Annotated in this window: 10 protein-coding genes, 1 tRNA gene, 1 pseudogene and 1 riboswitch; of the genes and pseudogenes, 10 read left to right on the plus strand and 2 right to left on the minus strand. The window is 72.9% G+C overall.

What is annotated here, in order from left to right; translation table 11 throughout:
• From ABZ840_RS05805 to ABZ840_RS05835, 7 genes and pseudogenes are all read left to right on the plus strand, one after another.
• Positions 1–493: pseudogene (locus ABZ840_RS05805) on the plus strand (RNA helicase); the annotation flags it as partial.
• Between the two features lie 225 nt (positions 494–718).
• Positions 719–791: transfer RNA gene (locus ABZ840_RS05810), tRNA-Lys, on the plus strand.
• Positions 792–1,156: 365 nt separating this feature from the next.
• Positions 1,157–3,586 carry a hypothetical protein gene (locus ABZ840_RS05815; protein WP_361553807.1) on the plus strand — a complete coding sequence of 810 codons (2,430 nt, stop codon included), beginning with the start codon at positions 1,157–1,159 and terminating at the stop codon, positions 3,584–3,586.
• A gap of 116 nt (positions 3,587–3,702) precedes the next feature.
• On the plus strand, positions 3,703–4,428 hold the full coding sequence (locus ABZ840_RS05820) for a hypothetical protein (RefSeq protein ID WP_361553810.1): 726 nt from the start codon (positions 3,703–3,705) through the stop codon (positions 4,426–4,428).
• A 134-nt stretch (positions 4,429–4,562) separates the two neighbouring features.
• A complete protein-coding gene (locus tag ABZ840_RS05825; protein WP_361553813.1) occupies positions 4,563–4,931 on the plus strand; it encodes a hypothetical protein in 369 nt (122 codons plus the stop codon).
• Positions 4,928–7,003 carry an esterase-like activity of phytase family protein gene (locus ABZ840_RS05830; protein WP_361553816.1) on the plus strand — a complete coding sequence of 692 codons (2,076 nt, stop codon included), beginning with the start codon at positions 4,928–4,930 and terminating at the stop codon, positions 7,001–7,003. Before ABZ840_RS05825 ends, ABZ840_RS05830 begins: the two co-directional genes overlap by 4 nt.
• A gap of 222 nt (positions 7,004–7,225) precedes the next feature.
• Positions 7,226–8,341: a PP2C family protein-serine/threonine phosphatase gene (locus ABZ840_RS05835; RefSeq protein WP_361553820.1), complete on the plus strand. Its 1,116-nt coding sequence runs from the start codon at positions 7,226–7,228 to the stop codon at positions 8,339–8,341.
• A 102-nt stretch (positions 8,342–8,443) separates the two neighbouring features.
• Here the strand turns inward: ABZ840_RS05835 and ABZ840_RS05840 are convergent, their stop codons facing one another.
• On the minus strand, positions 8,444–9,625 hold the full coding sequence (locus tag ABZ840_RS05840) for a DUF2332 domain-containing protein (RefSeq protein WP_361553823.1): 1,182 nt from the start codon (positions 9,623–9,625) through the stop codon (positions 8,444–8,446).
• A 245-nt stretch (positions 9,626–9,870) separates the two neighbouring features.
• Positions 9,871–10,041: riboswitch (cyclic di-AMP (ydaO/yuaA leader) on the plus strand.
• Positions 10,042–10,331: 290 nt separating this feature from the next.
• On the opposite strand from ABZ840_RS05840, the gene ABZ840_RS05845 reads away from it, so the two are divergent.
• From ABZ840_RS05845 to ABZ840_RS05855, 3 genes are all read left to right on the plus strand, one after another.
• On the plus strand, positions 10,332–11,453 hold the full coding sequence (locus ABZ840_RS05845) for a M23 family metallopeptidase (RefSeq protein WP_361553954.1): 1,122 nt from the start codon (positions 10,332–10,334) through the stop codon (positions 11,451–11,453).
• Positions 11,454–11,975: 522 nt separating this feature from the next.
• Positions 11,976–12,407, plus strand: coding sequence for a VOC family protein (locus tag ABZ840_RS05850; RefSeq protein ID WP_361553826.1), 432 nt, complete (start codon positions 11,976–11,978; stop codon positions 12,405–12,407).
• 95 nt (positions 12,408–12,502) lie between these two features.
• Complete coding sequence (locus ABZ840_RS05855; RefSeq protein WP_361553829.1) at positions 12,503–13,477, plus strand: aldo/keto reductase; 975 nt, start codon at positions 12,503–12,505, stop codon at positions 13,475–13,477.
• Between the two features lie 185 nt (positions 13,478–13,662).
• Here ABZ840_RS05855 and ABZ840_RS05860 read toward each other — a convergent pair whose 3' ends face one another.
• Positions 13,663–13,962, minus strand: coding sequence for a hypothetical protein (locus ABZ840_RS05860; protein WP_361553832.1), 300 nt, complete (start codon positions 13,960–13,962; stop codon positions 13,663–13,665).
• Between the last annotated feature and the right edge of the window lie 72 nt (positions 13,963–14,034).

A 14,034-nucleotide genomic window follows, 5' to 3' on the forward strand; every position in this document is an offset into this window, starting at 1 on the left:
TACCCGCCGGGACGACCGCAACGACCGTGGCGGCTTCCGCCGTGACGACCGTGGTGGCCGTTCCTTCGAGCGGAACGACCGCAACGACCGTGGTGACCGCGGTGGCGACCGTGGTGGCTTCAACCGCGACCGCCGTGACGACCGCGGTGGCTTCCGCCGGGACGACCGCAACGACCGTGGCGGCTTCCGCCGTGACGACCGTGGTGGCCGTTCCTTCGAGCGGAACGACCGCAACGACCGTGGTGACCGGGGCGGCGACCGTGGTGGCTTCAACCGCGACCGTCGTGACGACCGCGGTGGCCGCTCCTTCGAGCGCCGCGACCACCGTGGCGGCGACCGCCCGTTCAACCGCGACCGCCGCGACGACCGCTTCGGCCGCGACCGCGACGACCGTCGTCCGCACAACCGCCGGGACGACCACCGCGGCGGAAACGCCGGCGGCCGGTCCTTCGACCGCCGTGCGGACAAGCCGCGCTGGAAGCGCAACGGCTGAACCGGACGCGGCGCACAGCGCTGAGTCGTCCGTACGCGATTGAGCCGTCGGAGCCGCGCTGAGCAGCCCGTACGCCATCGCCGTAACGGTGGGCCCGTCCTCCCCGGGACGGGCCCATCGGCACGTTCACACCGTCCGCAGCAGGCCCGCATCGGGCCACTTCGACCCCGCCGAGCCCCAATGCCTTCCAGGTGTGGGACGAGCGCGGGCTATGCTGCTCGGTGCGGGCCATTAGCTCAATTGGCAGAGCAGTGGACTTTTAATCCATTGGTTCAGGGTTCGAGCCCCTGATGGCCCACCGTCCGGCGCCCCTCGTGGGCGCCGATCCGCACCCCACGCCCCGGCCGGGCTCCCCGGTCGGGGCGCTTCTGTTGCCGGTGCCGCGGCGCCCGGTCGCGGCACCTGCCGGTTCACCTGCCGTGTCACCCGTCGGTGCATATGTCGGTTCACCTGCGGCTTCAGCTGCCGGTCGGCGTTTGGCAGGGCCGGTCTCCGGTTGCGATCATGGTCCGGCGAACGACCATGCGAACGACCATGCCGTCGGGCTGCCGCCGATACCGACGGCCCCCGGCGCCGGGATGCGGAGAGTGCACGGATGACGGGGCGGGACCCGCGGCCGCAGAACAGTCGGAGCGAGCCGGGCACGACAGGGGCGCGGTCGGTATGAAGATCGAGCTGAAGCCCGATCAGATCCCGCAGTTCACCGGCGACCTGGTGCAGCTGGACAAGGACCACGCGGCGCTGAAGTCGGACGCCGGGCACCTCCGCGGCACCGGGTCGGACGTGCACTCCCACTTCCAGGGCCTGTCGGCGTACTACAAGGCGCCGGAGGCGGAGCAGCTGTTCGCCACCACCAAGCCGGTCAAGGACCGCGCGGACGCCTTCGCCGGTGACCTGGAGACGGTCGCCTCGGCGCTGTCCGCGTACGCCGACGAGATCCGCCCGCTGGTACCGAAGCTGGCCGAGCTGAAGTCCCGGGCGCAGAACTTCATCCGGGACCACAAGGACGACGAGGACGGCGACTACGACGGGGACCTGATCGCCGAGCACAACCGGATCCTCGACGACATCACCGCCACCGTCGCCGCGTTCTGGGCCGCGGAGCGCACCTGCCACAACAAGATCACCGCATTGTGGGGCGGCACCCAGATGGTGGCCGGGGACGGCTCCGGCAAGGAGAACCAGTACGGCTTCGCCGCCGACGACATGAAGAAGTCCAAGGAACTCCCCTGGGGCGAACCGGTGGAGGAGAAGCACCACTGGTGGGAGATCGGGTACTGGCTGAAGTCCTTCTTCTGGGACGGCCTGATCGTCGACGGCATCTGGGGCACGATCAAGGGCCTGGGCACGCTGCTCGGCTTCAACGGCTGGGAGGCCGCGGGGCGGGCCTGGAAGGGCCTGGGGCAGCTGATCACCGGCCTGGCGATCAGCGTCGTGCCCGGCGTGAACGTGGCCTTCTGGTCGATGCCGGACGACCAGATGCCGTCCTGGTTCCGGGACTCGCGTACGGCGATGGTCGAGACCGGCAAGGCGCTGGTGGCCTGGGACCAGTGGGGCGAGAACCCCGGCCGGGCGGCCGGCGCGGTCACCTTCAACGTCCTCACCACGGTCTTCACCGGCGGCGCGGGCGCCGCGGCGGCCGGCGTGGGCAGGGCGGGCGCGGTGGCCAGGGCCCTCTCCGTGGCGGGCAGGGCCGGCCGGCTCATCGACCCCATGACGTACGTGGGCAAGGCGGTCGGGGCCGGACTGTCCCGGATCGGCGACGCCGTCCGGAACCTGCGCGGCATCGGCAGGGTCGAGGTACCGGATCTGGCGACGGACGCGGCGCGGCTCCCGGAGGACGCCACCCGGCTGCCCACCGCTCCGGGTGAACCCGTCCGGTACTTCGACGGCAACGGGCATCTGCTGGACGCGTACGGCAACGTCGTCGACAGCGCCGGCCACGCGCCCAGGGAGGGCGTACCGGACGTCCACCCGGCCACGACGGCGACGGCGGACGCCCCGGGTGCCACGGCCCACGCCCAGGAGCCGGCCCTGGTCGGCGCGGGCGCCCGCGGGGGCGGTGGGGCACCCGGCCATGCGGGTGGTGGGGCACCCGGTCCCGGTCATGCGGGCGATGGCGTTCCCGGCCGTGCCGGTGGCGAGGCCCCGGCGCCGGCCGACGGCCTCGTCGGCGACGCGACGCGGCAGGGGGACTCCCTTCCGGGCCAGTCCGGGCCGCACGAGGGCGACGCGCCTGCACACGGTGGCGAGGGAACACCGCCGCACGAGGGCGGCGCGGGCTCGCCCCACGGAGGCGATGCGCCGGGCCATGGGGGCGAGGGGGCGTCGCCGCACGAGGGCGGCGGGGGCTCGCCGCACGGAGGCGATGCGGGCTCGCCGCACGGAGGCGATGCGCCTGGGCATCACGAGGGTGACGCGCCGGGCCGTGGGAGCGACGGGGATCCGGACGCCGGGGACGGTGCGTCCGGGGCGGAGGGCGGCACGCCTCCGGGGGAGGTCCCGCCCAAGCAGCCCGGGGGCGACGAGCCGGAGGTGATCCGGCAGGACGACGACTTCGGGGCCACGCACAACACGTTCGGTCTGCGGAAGTCCCGGTTCGACCCGGACGTCGGCATCGTCCCGGCCAAGCCCGACGGCACCATCACGCCGCTGGAACACGTCCTGGGCGGCGCGAACAAGGACGCCAAGGAGGCGAGCCAGTTCACGTCGTTCGCGCCGAAGGACGGCACCGGCAAGGTGTACGGCGCCCAGGAGGTCAGCATCGACTACCGGCGTCTTCAGCAGGACATCGACGCGGGCCGGGTGCCGGGCGTGGAGATCTGGCGCCCCGAGCGGATCCAGCGGGACATCTCCGGGGAGATCAACAAGGTCGCCGGCAAGGAGATCGACGTCCCCACGACGCTGAAGCCGTCCGACACCGACGCGGTGACGCAGTTCGTGAAGGAGCAGGGCCTCAGCAAGAGCAAGGCCAGCAAGGTGCAGCGGCGGGTGATGGCCCTTCTCAACACACGCCGTGATGGAGAATGGCTGATCAGCGGAATCGTGCCCAAGGAGTACGTCAAGGGGCCCTACCCCACGACGCGGGCGTGACTCCACTACGGGGCGTGACCCGATTACGGGGGCGTGACTCCACTACGGGGCGTGCGGCGACGCCCGCCATGCGCACCTCCGCAGGATCCGAGAGCAGTACGGGAGCAGAGCACCGAATGGCCGAGAGCACGCGTTCCGGGGAGCCCGACGAGAAGATCGTGCGGCTTCTCTTCACCGACTTCGACGGGGACCGCGCCGACCCGGACGACGTCATCAGCGATGGCCTGGACGGCGGCTACGCGGACCGTACCGAGGCCCTGGCCGCGATCCTGCGGGACCCGGACGAGGGGCCGTACGAGCGCTTCCTCGCCTGCCTCGCGCTGACCAGGTGGGGCGACGCTCTCGGCTACGCGGCCGTCGCCGAGGCCGCGTCGGACCCGGCGGCGGTGGACTGGCACGGCGCGTCGTACGACCGGCTGCACACCCAGGACGACACCTTCGCGCTGCTGGCCGAGGCGGTCGGGGACAGCGCCGACATGGTCGAGGAGCGTGCCACGCCGGAGGCGCGCGTGCGGGCCGCGCGGGCGCTGCTGGCCATCGCCGACCGCGTGCAGTTCGACCGGCGCATCAGCGCCCTGCTCCGCCGGGACCTGCTGTCCGCGTGCCTGCCCGCGCTGCGGGACGCGGTGGACCGCGGTGTCCGGCGGCTCGCGGAGCACGAGCGGCTCGGCTTCGATCTCGGCGTGCAGCTGGCGCTGATGATCGTCGCGGCCCGCGCCGTCGACCCCGGCTGGGCCGCTGCCGCCGCCGGGCGCCTCGCGCTGGCCGAGCCGGGCGAGCGCGCGCTGCGGGAGCTGCGGGAACTCCAGGAGCCCGGGGGCGAGGAGCCCGGGGGCGCGTGAGGGGTGCGCACGGCGCGCGTTCGCGCTGTGCGCACCGATCGGCCGTGCGTCTTTCGCCCGCCGGGAACACCCTTGCTCTCCCCGGGAGTTGAAGGAGTGTCCGGTGAGGCTCTTGCCGCTTCCAGGGGGAGTGCATGACGCACGTACGGCTGACACTGCACGGAACAGAGAGCACTCAGGAATTCCGTTCGCTCCACCGGTGGCTGCGGGACGGCGGGCCGGAGCTGCGGGCCGCCGGCGTCACCGTGCGGGACGTGGGCGAGGACCCGGCGCCGGGGGAGATGGGCGGCGCCTTCGAGGTCATGCGGCTGCTGGTCGAGCACGGCGCCGGCTGGGGCAGCCTCGCGCTGGCGGTCGCGGCCTGGTGGGAGGCGCACCGCCCGCGCTCCTCGGTCACCTTCGAGCGGGACGGCACCAAGGTCACGCTCACGGGCGCCGAGCTGCGCGACGAGGAGACCGTACGGCGGGCGCTGGCCCGGCTGGGGCGGGAGGACGCGGCATGACCGCGCCGGCCTCGGGGGAGCCGGAGGAGTCGGGGGCCGGGCAGCAGCCGGCTCCGGCCGCGCCGGCGGCAGGCCGGCCGCTGGACCCCGCGAAGTCCGCCTGCGTGCTCATCGGCGTCGGGTCGTACGAGCATCTGGAGGACCTTCCGGCCGTCCGCCACAACCTCATCAAGCTGCGTGAGCTGCTCACCGACCCGGACGTGTGGGGCGTGCCGCACAAGCGGGTGCACGTCGTGTCCAACCCCGATTCGCAGGGCCGGATGACGGACCCGATCGTCCGTGCGGTCGACGAGGCCACCGACACCCTGCTCGTGTACTACGCGGGCCACGGCCTGCTGGACGCCCGCGACAACGACCTGTACCTGGCGACCCCCGCCTCCCGGCGCGGCCGCCGCGAGACCGCCCTGGGGTACCGCGTACTGCGCGACCTCATGGAGGACGCCAAGGGCTCGGTGCGCCGCCGGATCGTGGTGCTGGACTGCTGTTACAGCGGCCGTGCGGCGAACGGCGTGATGGCCGCCGACGGCACCACGGTCCCCGGCGAGGACCTGGTCGCCATCGAGGGCTCGTACGTCCTCACCTCGACCACGGAGAACCTCAAGGCGGAGGCGAAGGGCGACGCCGCGTACACCGCGTTCACCGGTGAGCTGATCCGCCTCCTGGAGCGCGGCGACCCGGCCCGCGCCGGTGAGCCGCACCTGACCCTCAACCAGATCCACGGCACCCTCCGGCAGACCCTCGCGGCCAAGCGCCTGCCCCGCCCGCAGCGGCTGGACAACGGCGGCGTGGGCGACCTGCCCTTCGTACGGAACAGACAGCCGGCCGACCCGGTCGCGGCGGCCGCCCCGGCCCGCCGCGGCCCCGGCCCGCTCGTCCTCGGTGCCGCCGGGCTCGCCCTGCTCCTCGTCGGGGCGGCGGCCGGGACTGCCGGGACGCTGCGGTGGGGCCCGGAGCGGCGGCCCGCCGCCGCTGCCGCCCCGACGATCCCGGGAAGCTGCGGCAAGGAGGGCAGGGCCACCCTGCTGGACGTCTCCGACCGCCTCAGTGAGCAGCCGCACAACGAGTACCTGGGCGACGAGGTGGCCGGCCTGTCGGCGCTGGCGCTGACCGGCGGCGCGCAAGGCAAGGGGAAGGGCGCCGAGAAGAAGGACGCCGAGGGAGAGAGCGGTGCCTCCGGGACGGCGGGGCCGCAGGTCCTCGCGCTGCGGGACGGGGAGCCCGCCCAGGTCTTCAGCATCGCGCTCGGCAGCCCCGAGAAGCTGCGCCCCGAGGTCACCGGAGTGCAGGGCCTCTACCGCTCGGACCGCTCGAAATTCCCGGAGTTCGACGGCGAGGGGCTGGTGGTCGAGAAGGGCGGCAGGACGGTGCTGGCCAGCTCCGAGCTGGGCCCCGCGATCCGCCGTTTCAGCCTCGCCGACGGCAAGCAGAAGGGCCCCGACCTCCCGGTGCCCGATGCCTTCAAGCCGCCGCCGAAGGGCGCCGCCGACAACACCCGCAGCCTGGAGTCGCTCGCGGTCACCCCGGACGGCAAGCACCTCTTCGCGGGCATGGAGGGCCCGCTGCTGGGCGACGACGACGTGCACGGCCGCCACCAGATCCGTATCGAGCGCTACGAGGGCGCCGCGGGCAAGGCGTACACCCCCGAGAGCCAGTACGCGTACCAGACCGAGGAGGGGCTCTTCCTGTCCGAGCTGGTCGCCGTGGACGAGACGCATCTGCTCGCCCTGGAGCGCGGCTACATCAGCGGCCTCGGCAACGGCATACGTGTCTACGAGGTCGACCTCACCACGGCCGACGACGTCACCGGCCACACCTCCGTCACCAAGCACGACAACGACCTCATCGCGCCCAAGCAGCTGCTGTTCGACCTCTCCCGCTGCCCGTGGGGCGGCATCAGCACCGAGGAGCCGCAGCCCAACCCGGTCCTGCAGAACGTCGAGGGGATGGCGCTGGGCCCCGCGCTGTCCGGGCGGTACGCGGGCCACCGGGTGCTCTACATGGTCGCGGACGACAACGCCCGCTCCGCCCAGGCGACCCGGCTGTACTCCGTCGCGGTACGGCTCAGAAGCTGAGGAGCGTACCGGCCGCTCAGAAGCTGACGGGCCGTACCGGCCGGCGGGGCCCCGGCCGGGACCCCGGCCGTCTCCGAGGGGTCGCCCGTCCGGCCCCCGCCGGGTCGCCGTACCGTTCCAGGGCGGTCACCCTGGGACGGCGGTGGTGACGGGAGCGCGAAGCGGCACACGGGAAGCGGCGCGGGAAAGAGGCCGGTGCGGATGGGGCGAGGCGGAACGGGCATGCCGGGAGAGCGGGAGCGGCAGGCCCGTCGGGACGGGCTGCCGAGGTTCGGCCGCCGGCTGGTGTGCTGGCTGCCCGCCATCTTCCTGATCGGCGGCCTGGCCTTCGACCTGCTGACGCCGACGCGGTACACCGCCGCGCCCTTCTTCTCGGCGGCCCCCCTGGTGGCGGCGCCGCTGTACTCGCTGCGGTACACCGCGCTCACCGCCGCCCTCTCCGTCCTGGCGGAGATCGGCGTGGTCGCCTTCCACGGCCGGACGGGCGGCTACGAGTCGTACACCGAGGCGGTGACCGTCCTGGTCGTGGCCGTCCTCGCGCTCGGCATCAACCGCGTCGTACGGATCAGCGACGCCCGGCTGGCCTCCGTGCGGGACGTGGCGGAGGCGGCCCAGCGCGCCGTGCTGCCGCTGCCGCCGGACCGCATCAGCGGGCTCGACGTGGCGGCGCGCTACGAAGCGGCGCAGGCGGACGCCCGCATCGGGGGCGACCTGTACGCCGTGCAGGACACCCCGCACGGCGTACGGCTGATCGTCGGCGACGTACGGGGCAAGGGGCTGGAGGCCGTGGAGGCCGCCGTGATCGTCATCGGGGCCTTCCGGGAGGCCGCGGAGCAGGAGGCCACGCTGGAGGCGGTGGCCGGGCGGCTGGAGCGGGCGCTGCAGCGCGAGGGCAGCAGACGCGAGGGGCTGGACCAGTTCGAGGGGTTCACCACGGCGGTCCTCGCCGAGGTTCCGTCCGAGGAGCGCGGGGTGCTGCGGGTGCTGAACCGCGGCCACCCGGCGCCCCTGCTGCTGTGCGTGGACGGCACGCTGAGCGAGCTGGCGCCGCGGACCCCGGCGCTGCCCCTCGGGCTGAGCGAGGTCGCGGGCTGGCCGGACCGCGCGGACGAGTCCCCCTTCCCGCCCGGCGCGATGCTCCTGCTCTTCACCGACGGGGTGACCGAGGCGCGGGACTCCAGGGGCGTGTTCTACGAGCCGGCCGTACGGCTTTCCGGCCGGGTGTTCCCCGGCCCCGACGCGCTGCTGGACGGCCTCGTGGACGACGTGGCGCGGCATACAGGGGGCGAGACCGAGGACGACATGGCCCTGCTGGCGCTCCGCCGACCGGAGGGGTGAGCCCTCAGCAGTCAGGGTGGGCCCTCAGCAGTCAGGGTGGGCCCTCAGCAGTCAGGGTGGGCCCTCCGCAGACCGGAGGGGTGAGCGCCGGCCGGGGACCGGTTACACCGGCTCCGGCTCCGCGAGCCACTGCACGCTCCGCCCGTGCTGCTCCGTGAGCGCGACGGGCCGGCCGTCGACGGCGAGCGTGAGGAGGCGCGCGTCGGCGGGGCGCGGGCCGGGCAGCCACGGCAGCACGCTGTGGTGCTCCTGGGAGACCCAGTGCCCGGGCCGGTCCACGAACAGCGACCGTACGACCCGGACGAACTCCTCGCGGCGCTCCAGGGGCAGGTGGGTCAGCGCCCCCGTGTGGAAGACGACCAGCGTCGCCTCGGGCGGCGCCTGCGCGGCCAGCGCGGGCAGCTCGTGCAGAAGGTCGCCGCGCACGAGGGGCGTCGGAGGCGCGTTCCGAACTGCCTCAATGGCAGCGAGCTGCCGGCGGGCCCGGTCGGCTACGGACGCGCCACGGTTCCCCGTATGGCCGCTGTTCCCTGCACGACTGCCGCTCCCCGCATCGCCGCCGGACCCCGTACCGGCGCTGCTCCCCGTACTGCCGGACCAGGCGTCCCCCGTGCCCGTACCGGCACTCGTCCCGAGGGTCGTGTCGTTCCCCGGGCCAGGCCAGGCCAGGGCGCGGAGCCAGCGGATGTCGTCCGGGTCGGACAGGTCGAGCGGGTCGAGGCCGAGGCCGGCCCGCCAGACGATCCGCGGCGGCGCGGCCGGTACCGGCGTGCCCGGGGACGTGCGGCAGGGCAGGACCACCGGGCTGTCCGGGGCCCCGAACTCCGGCCCGCCGTCGTACCGGTAGCGGTACCGGTCCGGATGCAGGCACAGCCCGGCCGCCGCGCCGACCTCCAGGAGCGCGAGCGGCTGGGGGAGACGGGCGAGGACGGGGAGCAGCGTGGCGCAGCGCGCGGGCTCGTCGGTCCGGGCGAGCCGCCGCATCATGACGTCGCGTACGTCGTCCCAGTGCCGGATCGTCCACTCGCGCCAGCTCCGGTACGCGAAGTCGCCGCGCGGGCCCTGTTCGGCGTGCGGGCCGTCGAGGTAACGGACGGCGGCGAGCAGGAGGTTGGGCTGCTGCTGATTGCCGTGCGGCAGCGAGACGGCCAGGAAGTCGCAGAAGTCCGGGTCCTGGCTGATGCGGGCGGTCAACTCCTCGTGGGCGTCGGACTCGCCCCGCGCCTGCTGCCACGCGAAGTCCGCGTACCGATCCGCCACTGCCTGCGCGCTGTTGACGACCATGATCAGACGCTACTGCTCTCACTGTCCGTAGCCGATACGCACCCCTCCGCATAACAACTGACAAACGATCAGTCCGCTTCGGGTTTCCGATCCGCGGCCAACTCGCCCCAATTTAGCCGTGACTGCATGCATAAGTCCTGGTCAGCGGTCATACGGATTCCGGGGAACGCTTGGAATCCAGCCGTCCCGTCCATTACTGTCCGATAACGGAGCGCGGTCGTTACAGCCGTCGCAAGAGACGGCAACGCGCGCCGACGCCGAATCCCAACAGCGCACTTCATTACCGCACCACCTGCCAAGGGAACCGGGGAACCACCACCTTGGGGTGAATCGGGCGACTCCCCCGGAGCCGCCCGTAGGAGACCTTCCTGCTCCGAACCCGTCAGCTAACCCGGTAGGCGAGAAGGAAGGAAAGGAGTGCGCCCCCGTGGCGTCCAACAAGCCTGCCCCCGAACCGTCCCGCCGGACCGCGTACGAGCCGTTCGCGACGCACGAGGGCGCGGTGCACGACCCGTACGCGCACCAGGATTCGTCTCCGCATCCGTACTCGTATCCGCACCCGTATCCGGGCGGTCACGAGGCCCCCGGGGCCCACACGGAACCGGCGTTCGCCGACACCGCGGCCTTCCCGGCGGTCTCCGACACGGCCACCTTCCCCGCGGTCTCGGATACGGCCGCCTTCCCCGCCGCGAGCGGTACGGGTCCGATGACCGCTACAGGTCCGATGGCCGGGGCGGGCCCCATGACCGGTACAGGTCCGATGACCGGTACGGGTGCCGTGGCCTTCGGCACGTACGGCGGCGCGCATGACGGCGCCCGCGCCGGCGCGCAGTACGGCGCAGGTGACGGCGTGCACGACGGGGCGTGGGAGGAATGGAACCCCACGGAGGAGTCCGTACGCCCCGTACGCGGCCGGCACCGCGTGGCCAAGCAGCGCGGCGGCGGTCTCGCCCGCAGCAGCACGGTCCTGGGCGTCGGCGTCATGGCGGCGGTCGGCGCGGGCGGCATCGCCACCGCGCAGGGCAAGCCCCAGGTCTCCATATCCATGCCCGACCTGGGCGGCATGGCCGAGCGCGTGTCCGAGAAGCTGGGCTCGCACGACTCCGCCGACACGGCCGACACCGCGAACGCACAGGGCGGCCCGTTCACGCAGGCGGCCGGCGCCGCCGGGGGCGAGCACTCCCAGGGCGGCGACGCCCTCCGCGCCCGCATCATGGAACAGGCCGAGCAGGCACAGAACTCCGCCGACCAGGAGGCCCGCGAGGCCGCCGAGAAGGCCGCCGTCGAGCAGGCCGAGGCGGAGGCCGCCGAGCGCCGGCAGCAGGCCGAGGCCGCGAAGAAGAAGGCCGACGCGGCAGCCAAGGCCAAGGCCGAGGAGGCGGAGCGCAAGAAGGCCGAAGCGGCCCGCGCCGCCAAGCTCGCCGAGCTGGCGAAGAGCTACACCCTTCCGGTCTCCTCGTTCACCATCACCGCCACCTTCGGGCAGGGCGGCGACCGCTGGGCCGCCGACCACACCGGCCTCGACTTCGCCGCGCCGACCGGTACTCCGGCCAAGGCGGTGCACGGCGGCACGATCACGCAGGCCGGCTGGGCAGGTTCGTACGGCTACCGCATCGTCGTCACCCTCGACGACGGCACCGAGCTCTGGTACTGCCACCTCTCCTCGATGGTGAAGACCTCCGGCAAGGTGAACGCCGGCGACGTCATCGGCCGGGTCGGCGCCACGGGCAACGTCACGGGCCCGCACCTCCACCTGGAGGTCCGGCCGGGTGCCGATACCCCGATCGACCCGCTGGCGTGGCTCCGCGACCACGGCCTGAAGGTCTGACCTGATCCGACCCGGTCCGGCCCGGCCTGATCCGCTTCTGATCCGTTTCTGATCCGGTCCGTTCCTGATCTGGTCCGGTCCGGTCCGACGGCTGATGCCCGACGACCGTTGTCCGACGGCCGACGGCTTCGAAAAACGGTCCATTCTTCGCCCGGCGGGCTTCCGTTCGCCCGTTCCGGGCACTTGTCCGCCGTCGCCGCCGCCTCGTGCGCCCCGCCCCGCGGGGCGCACACAGCAGGAGGGGAGAGGCGGTGGCCGACGGCCGGGTCTCCGCGTGCCCACGGACCGTCCCCGGCCCTCCGTACGCGGACCCGCACTCTCCGGCGGCCCCGATGCCCCACACATCGGGGCCGCCGGTTTTGGTACGTCCGTACGCCCATAGGTCCGTAGAGCCGTAGACCCGTACGCCTGGTTATCCGTACGGGGAGCGAAATCCATGCCGTCCGCGCAGAATGGGAGGACCCGCCCGGCGTGGGAAGTCCCGCCGGGGTACGACGGCGCGCCGACCGAAGGACGGACCCCGTGGAGTGGACCCTCGAAGTCATCACCGTCCCCGTCACCGACCTGGACCGGGCGAAGGAGTTCTACGCGGACCGGTGCGGCTTCAAGGTCGACACCGACGCGCAGGTCGCCGAGGGCGTACGGATCATCCAGCTCACCCCGCCCGGCTCCCGCTGCTCGATCGCCCTCATCCAGGGCATGCCCCCGGCCCCAGGGCAGACGGATATGGCGCCGGGCTCGCTCCAGGGCCTCCAGCTGTGCGTGGTGGACATCGAGGCGGCCCGTGCCGAACTGGTCCAGCGGGGTGTCGATGTCGGTCCCGTCCAGCACCTCGGTGCCGACGGCTGGACCGAGGGGCGCGGCGAGACCTGGAACGCCTTCATGCTCTTCAAGGACCCCGACGGCAACGGCTGGACCGTCCAGGAGGCCCCGTCCCCCTTGAGCGAGCGCTAGCCCTCCCGAGCGGTCGACGCAGTACCGGCCGGTCAACGGAATACCGGTCGGCGGGCAACGGAATAACTCCCCCACTCGCCCCGCTGAACGAAAACATGGCCACTTCCACTCCTGCTTCCGTTCCCGGCCCGGTGCCCTCCGCCAAGCCGCTCGGCTCGCTCTCCGTCTCGCCGCTGTCCCTCGGCGGCAACGTCTTCGGCTGGACCGCCGATGAGTCGGCCTCCTTCGCCGTCCTGGACGCGTTCACCGCGGCCGGCGGCAACTTCATCGACACGGCCGACGCGTACTCCTTCTTCGTGCCCGGCAACAAGGGCGGCGAGTCCGAGAAGATCATCGGCGACTGGCACACCGCCCGCGGCAACCGTTCCGACCTCGTCATCGCGACCAAGGTCGGCGCCCTCCCCGAGCGCAAGGGCCTGTCCGCCGCCAACATCAAGGCGGCAGTCGACGATTCCCTGGCCCGTCTCCGTACCGACTACATCGACCTCTACTACACCCACTACGACGACGAGTCGGTCGAGGTCTCCGAGATCATCTCCGCTCTCGACGAGCTGGTGAAGGCCGGCAAGATCCGCGAGATCGGCGCCTCCAACATCTCCCCGGAGCGCCTGCAGGAGTCCCTCGACTTCTCCACCCGCGAAGGCCTGGCCAAGTACGTCGCCGTCCAGCCGCACTACAACCTCGTCTCGCGCGACACGTACGAGGGCCCGCTGCGCGACGTCGCCGCCCGGCACGGCCTGGGCGCCATGCCGTACTACGGCCTCGCCTCGGGCTTCCTGACCGGCAAGTACCGCCCGGGCACGAACGTGGACAGCGCCCGCTCCGGCAAGGCCGCCGAGCACCTGGCCACCGAGCGCGGCCGCCGCGTCCTGGCCGCCCTCGACCAGGTCGCCGAGCGCCACGAGGCCGACCAGGCCACCGTCGCCCTCGCCTGGCTCGCCGCCCAGCCCACGGTCACAGCCCCCATCGCCAGCGCCCGCACGGTAGCCCAACTCCCGTCCCTCATGGCCCTAGGCACCCTCCGCCTCACCAACGAGGACCTCAAGCTCCTGACAGACGCCTCGGCGTAACGTCCATCCGGCGAGCTCCGTACTGGCTGAGGGCGGTGGCACACCCAAGCCACCACCCTCAGCCACGCCCGAACCCCACCGACTCACAACCCCACCGGCTCAAAACCCCAGTGGCTCCGGCTCAAAACCCCAGTGGCTCACTGCCGCACCGGCTCACAACCCTGGTGGCTCACCGCCCCACCGCCTCACTTCCGGTCGACAACCACCCACGAAGTCGCCGCCACGGCCCCGGCCACCGCGAACACCGAGGGCCACGCGCCCACCTTCTTCGCCAGCGGATGCGACCCGGCGAACGCCGCGACGTACAGCCCGCTCAAGGCCGCCGCCGTACCGTTCCCGCCCTTCCGCTGCCACTCCCGCGCGGCAACCGCCCCCGCTGCCGCCAACGCCACCCCACCCAACGGCCGCTTCTTGGTCCACCGAGCCACCCCGTAGCCCCCCACCAGCCCAGCAGCCGCCACCACACTCGCCGGAACCCGAGCCATCACGACAACCTCCACATCATGGGATCTTTCGACCGACCCTACGACTGGACGCTTCGGTAGCGACGAGGGGTA

The organism is Streptomyces sp. NPDC047117, from assembly GCF_040643545.1.
In the GTDB taxonomy this organism is placed as follows: domain Bacteria; phylum Actinomycetota; class Actinomycetes; order Streptomycetales; family Streptomycetaceae; genus Streptomyces.

Excerpts from the sequence above, each read along its gene's own strand:
- ABZ840_RS05815 (WP_361553807.1), top strand. The coding sequence starts at position 1,157 with ATGAAGATCGAGCTGAAGCCCGATCAGATCCCGCAGTTCACCGGCGAC.
- ABZ840_RS05840 (WP_361553823.1), bottom strand. The coding sequence starts at position 9,625 with ATGGTCGTCAACAGCGCGCAGGCAGTGGCGGATCGGTACGCGGACTTC.
- ABZ840_RS05825 (WP_361553813.1), top strand. The coding sequence starts at position 4,563 with ATGACGCACGTACGGCTGACACTGCACGGAACAGAGAGCACTCAGGAA.
- ABZ840_RS05820 (WP_361553810.1), top strand. The coding sequence starts at position 3,703 with ATGGCCGAGAGCACGCGTTCCGGGGAGCCCGACGAGAAGATCGTGCGG.
- ABZ840_RS05855 (WP_361553829.1), top strand. The coding sequence starts at position 12,503 with ATGGCCACTTCCACTCCTGCTTCCGTTCCCGGCCCGGTGCCCTCCGCC.
- ABZ840_RS05830 (WP_361553816.1), top strand. The coding sequence starts at position 4,928 with ATGACCGCGCCGGCCTCGGGGGAGCCGGAGGAGTCGGGGGCCGGGCAG.
- ABZ840_RS05835 (WP_361553820.1), top strand. The coding sequence starts at position 7,226 with ATGCCGGGAGAGCGGGAGCGGCAGGCCCGTCGGGACGGGCTGCCGAGG.
- ABZ840_RS05860 (WP_361553832.1), bottom strand. The coding sequence starts at position 13,962 with ATGGCTCGGGTTCCGGCGAGTGTGGTGGCGGCTGCTGGGCTGGTGGGG.
- ABZ840_RS05845 (WP_361553954.1), top strand. The coding sequence starts at position 10,332 with ATGACCGCTACAGGTCCGATGGCCGGGGCGGGCCCCATGACCGGTACA.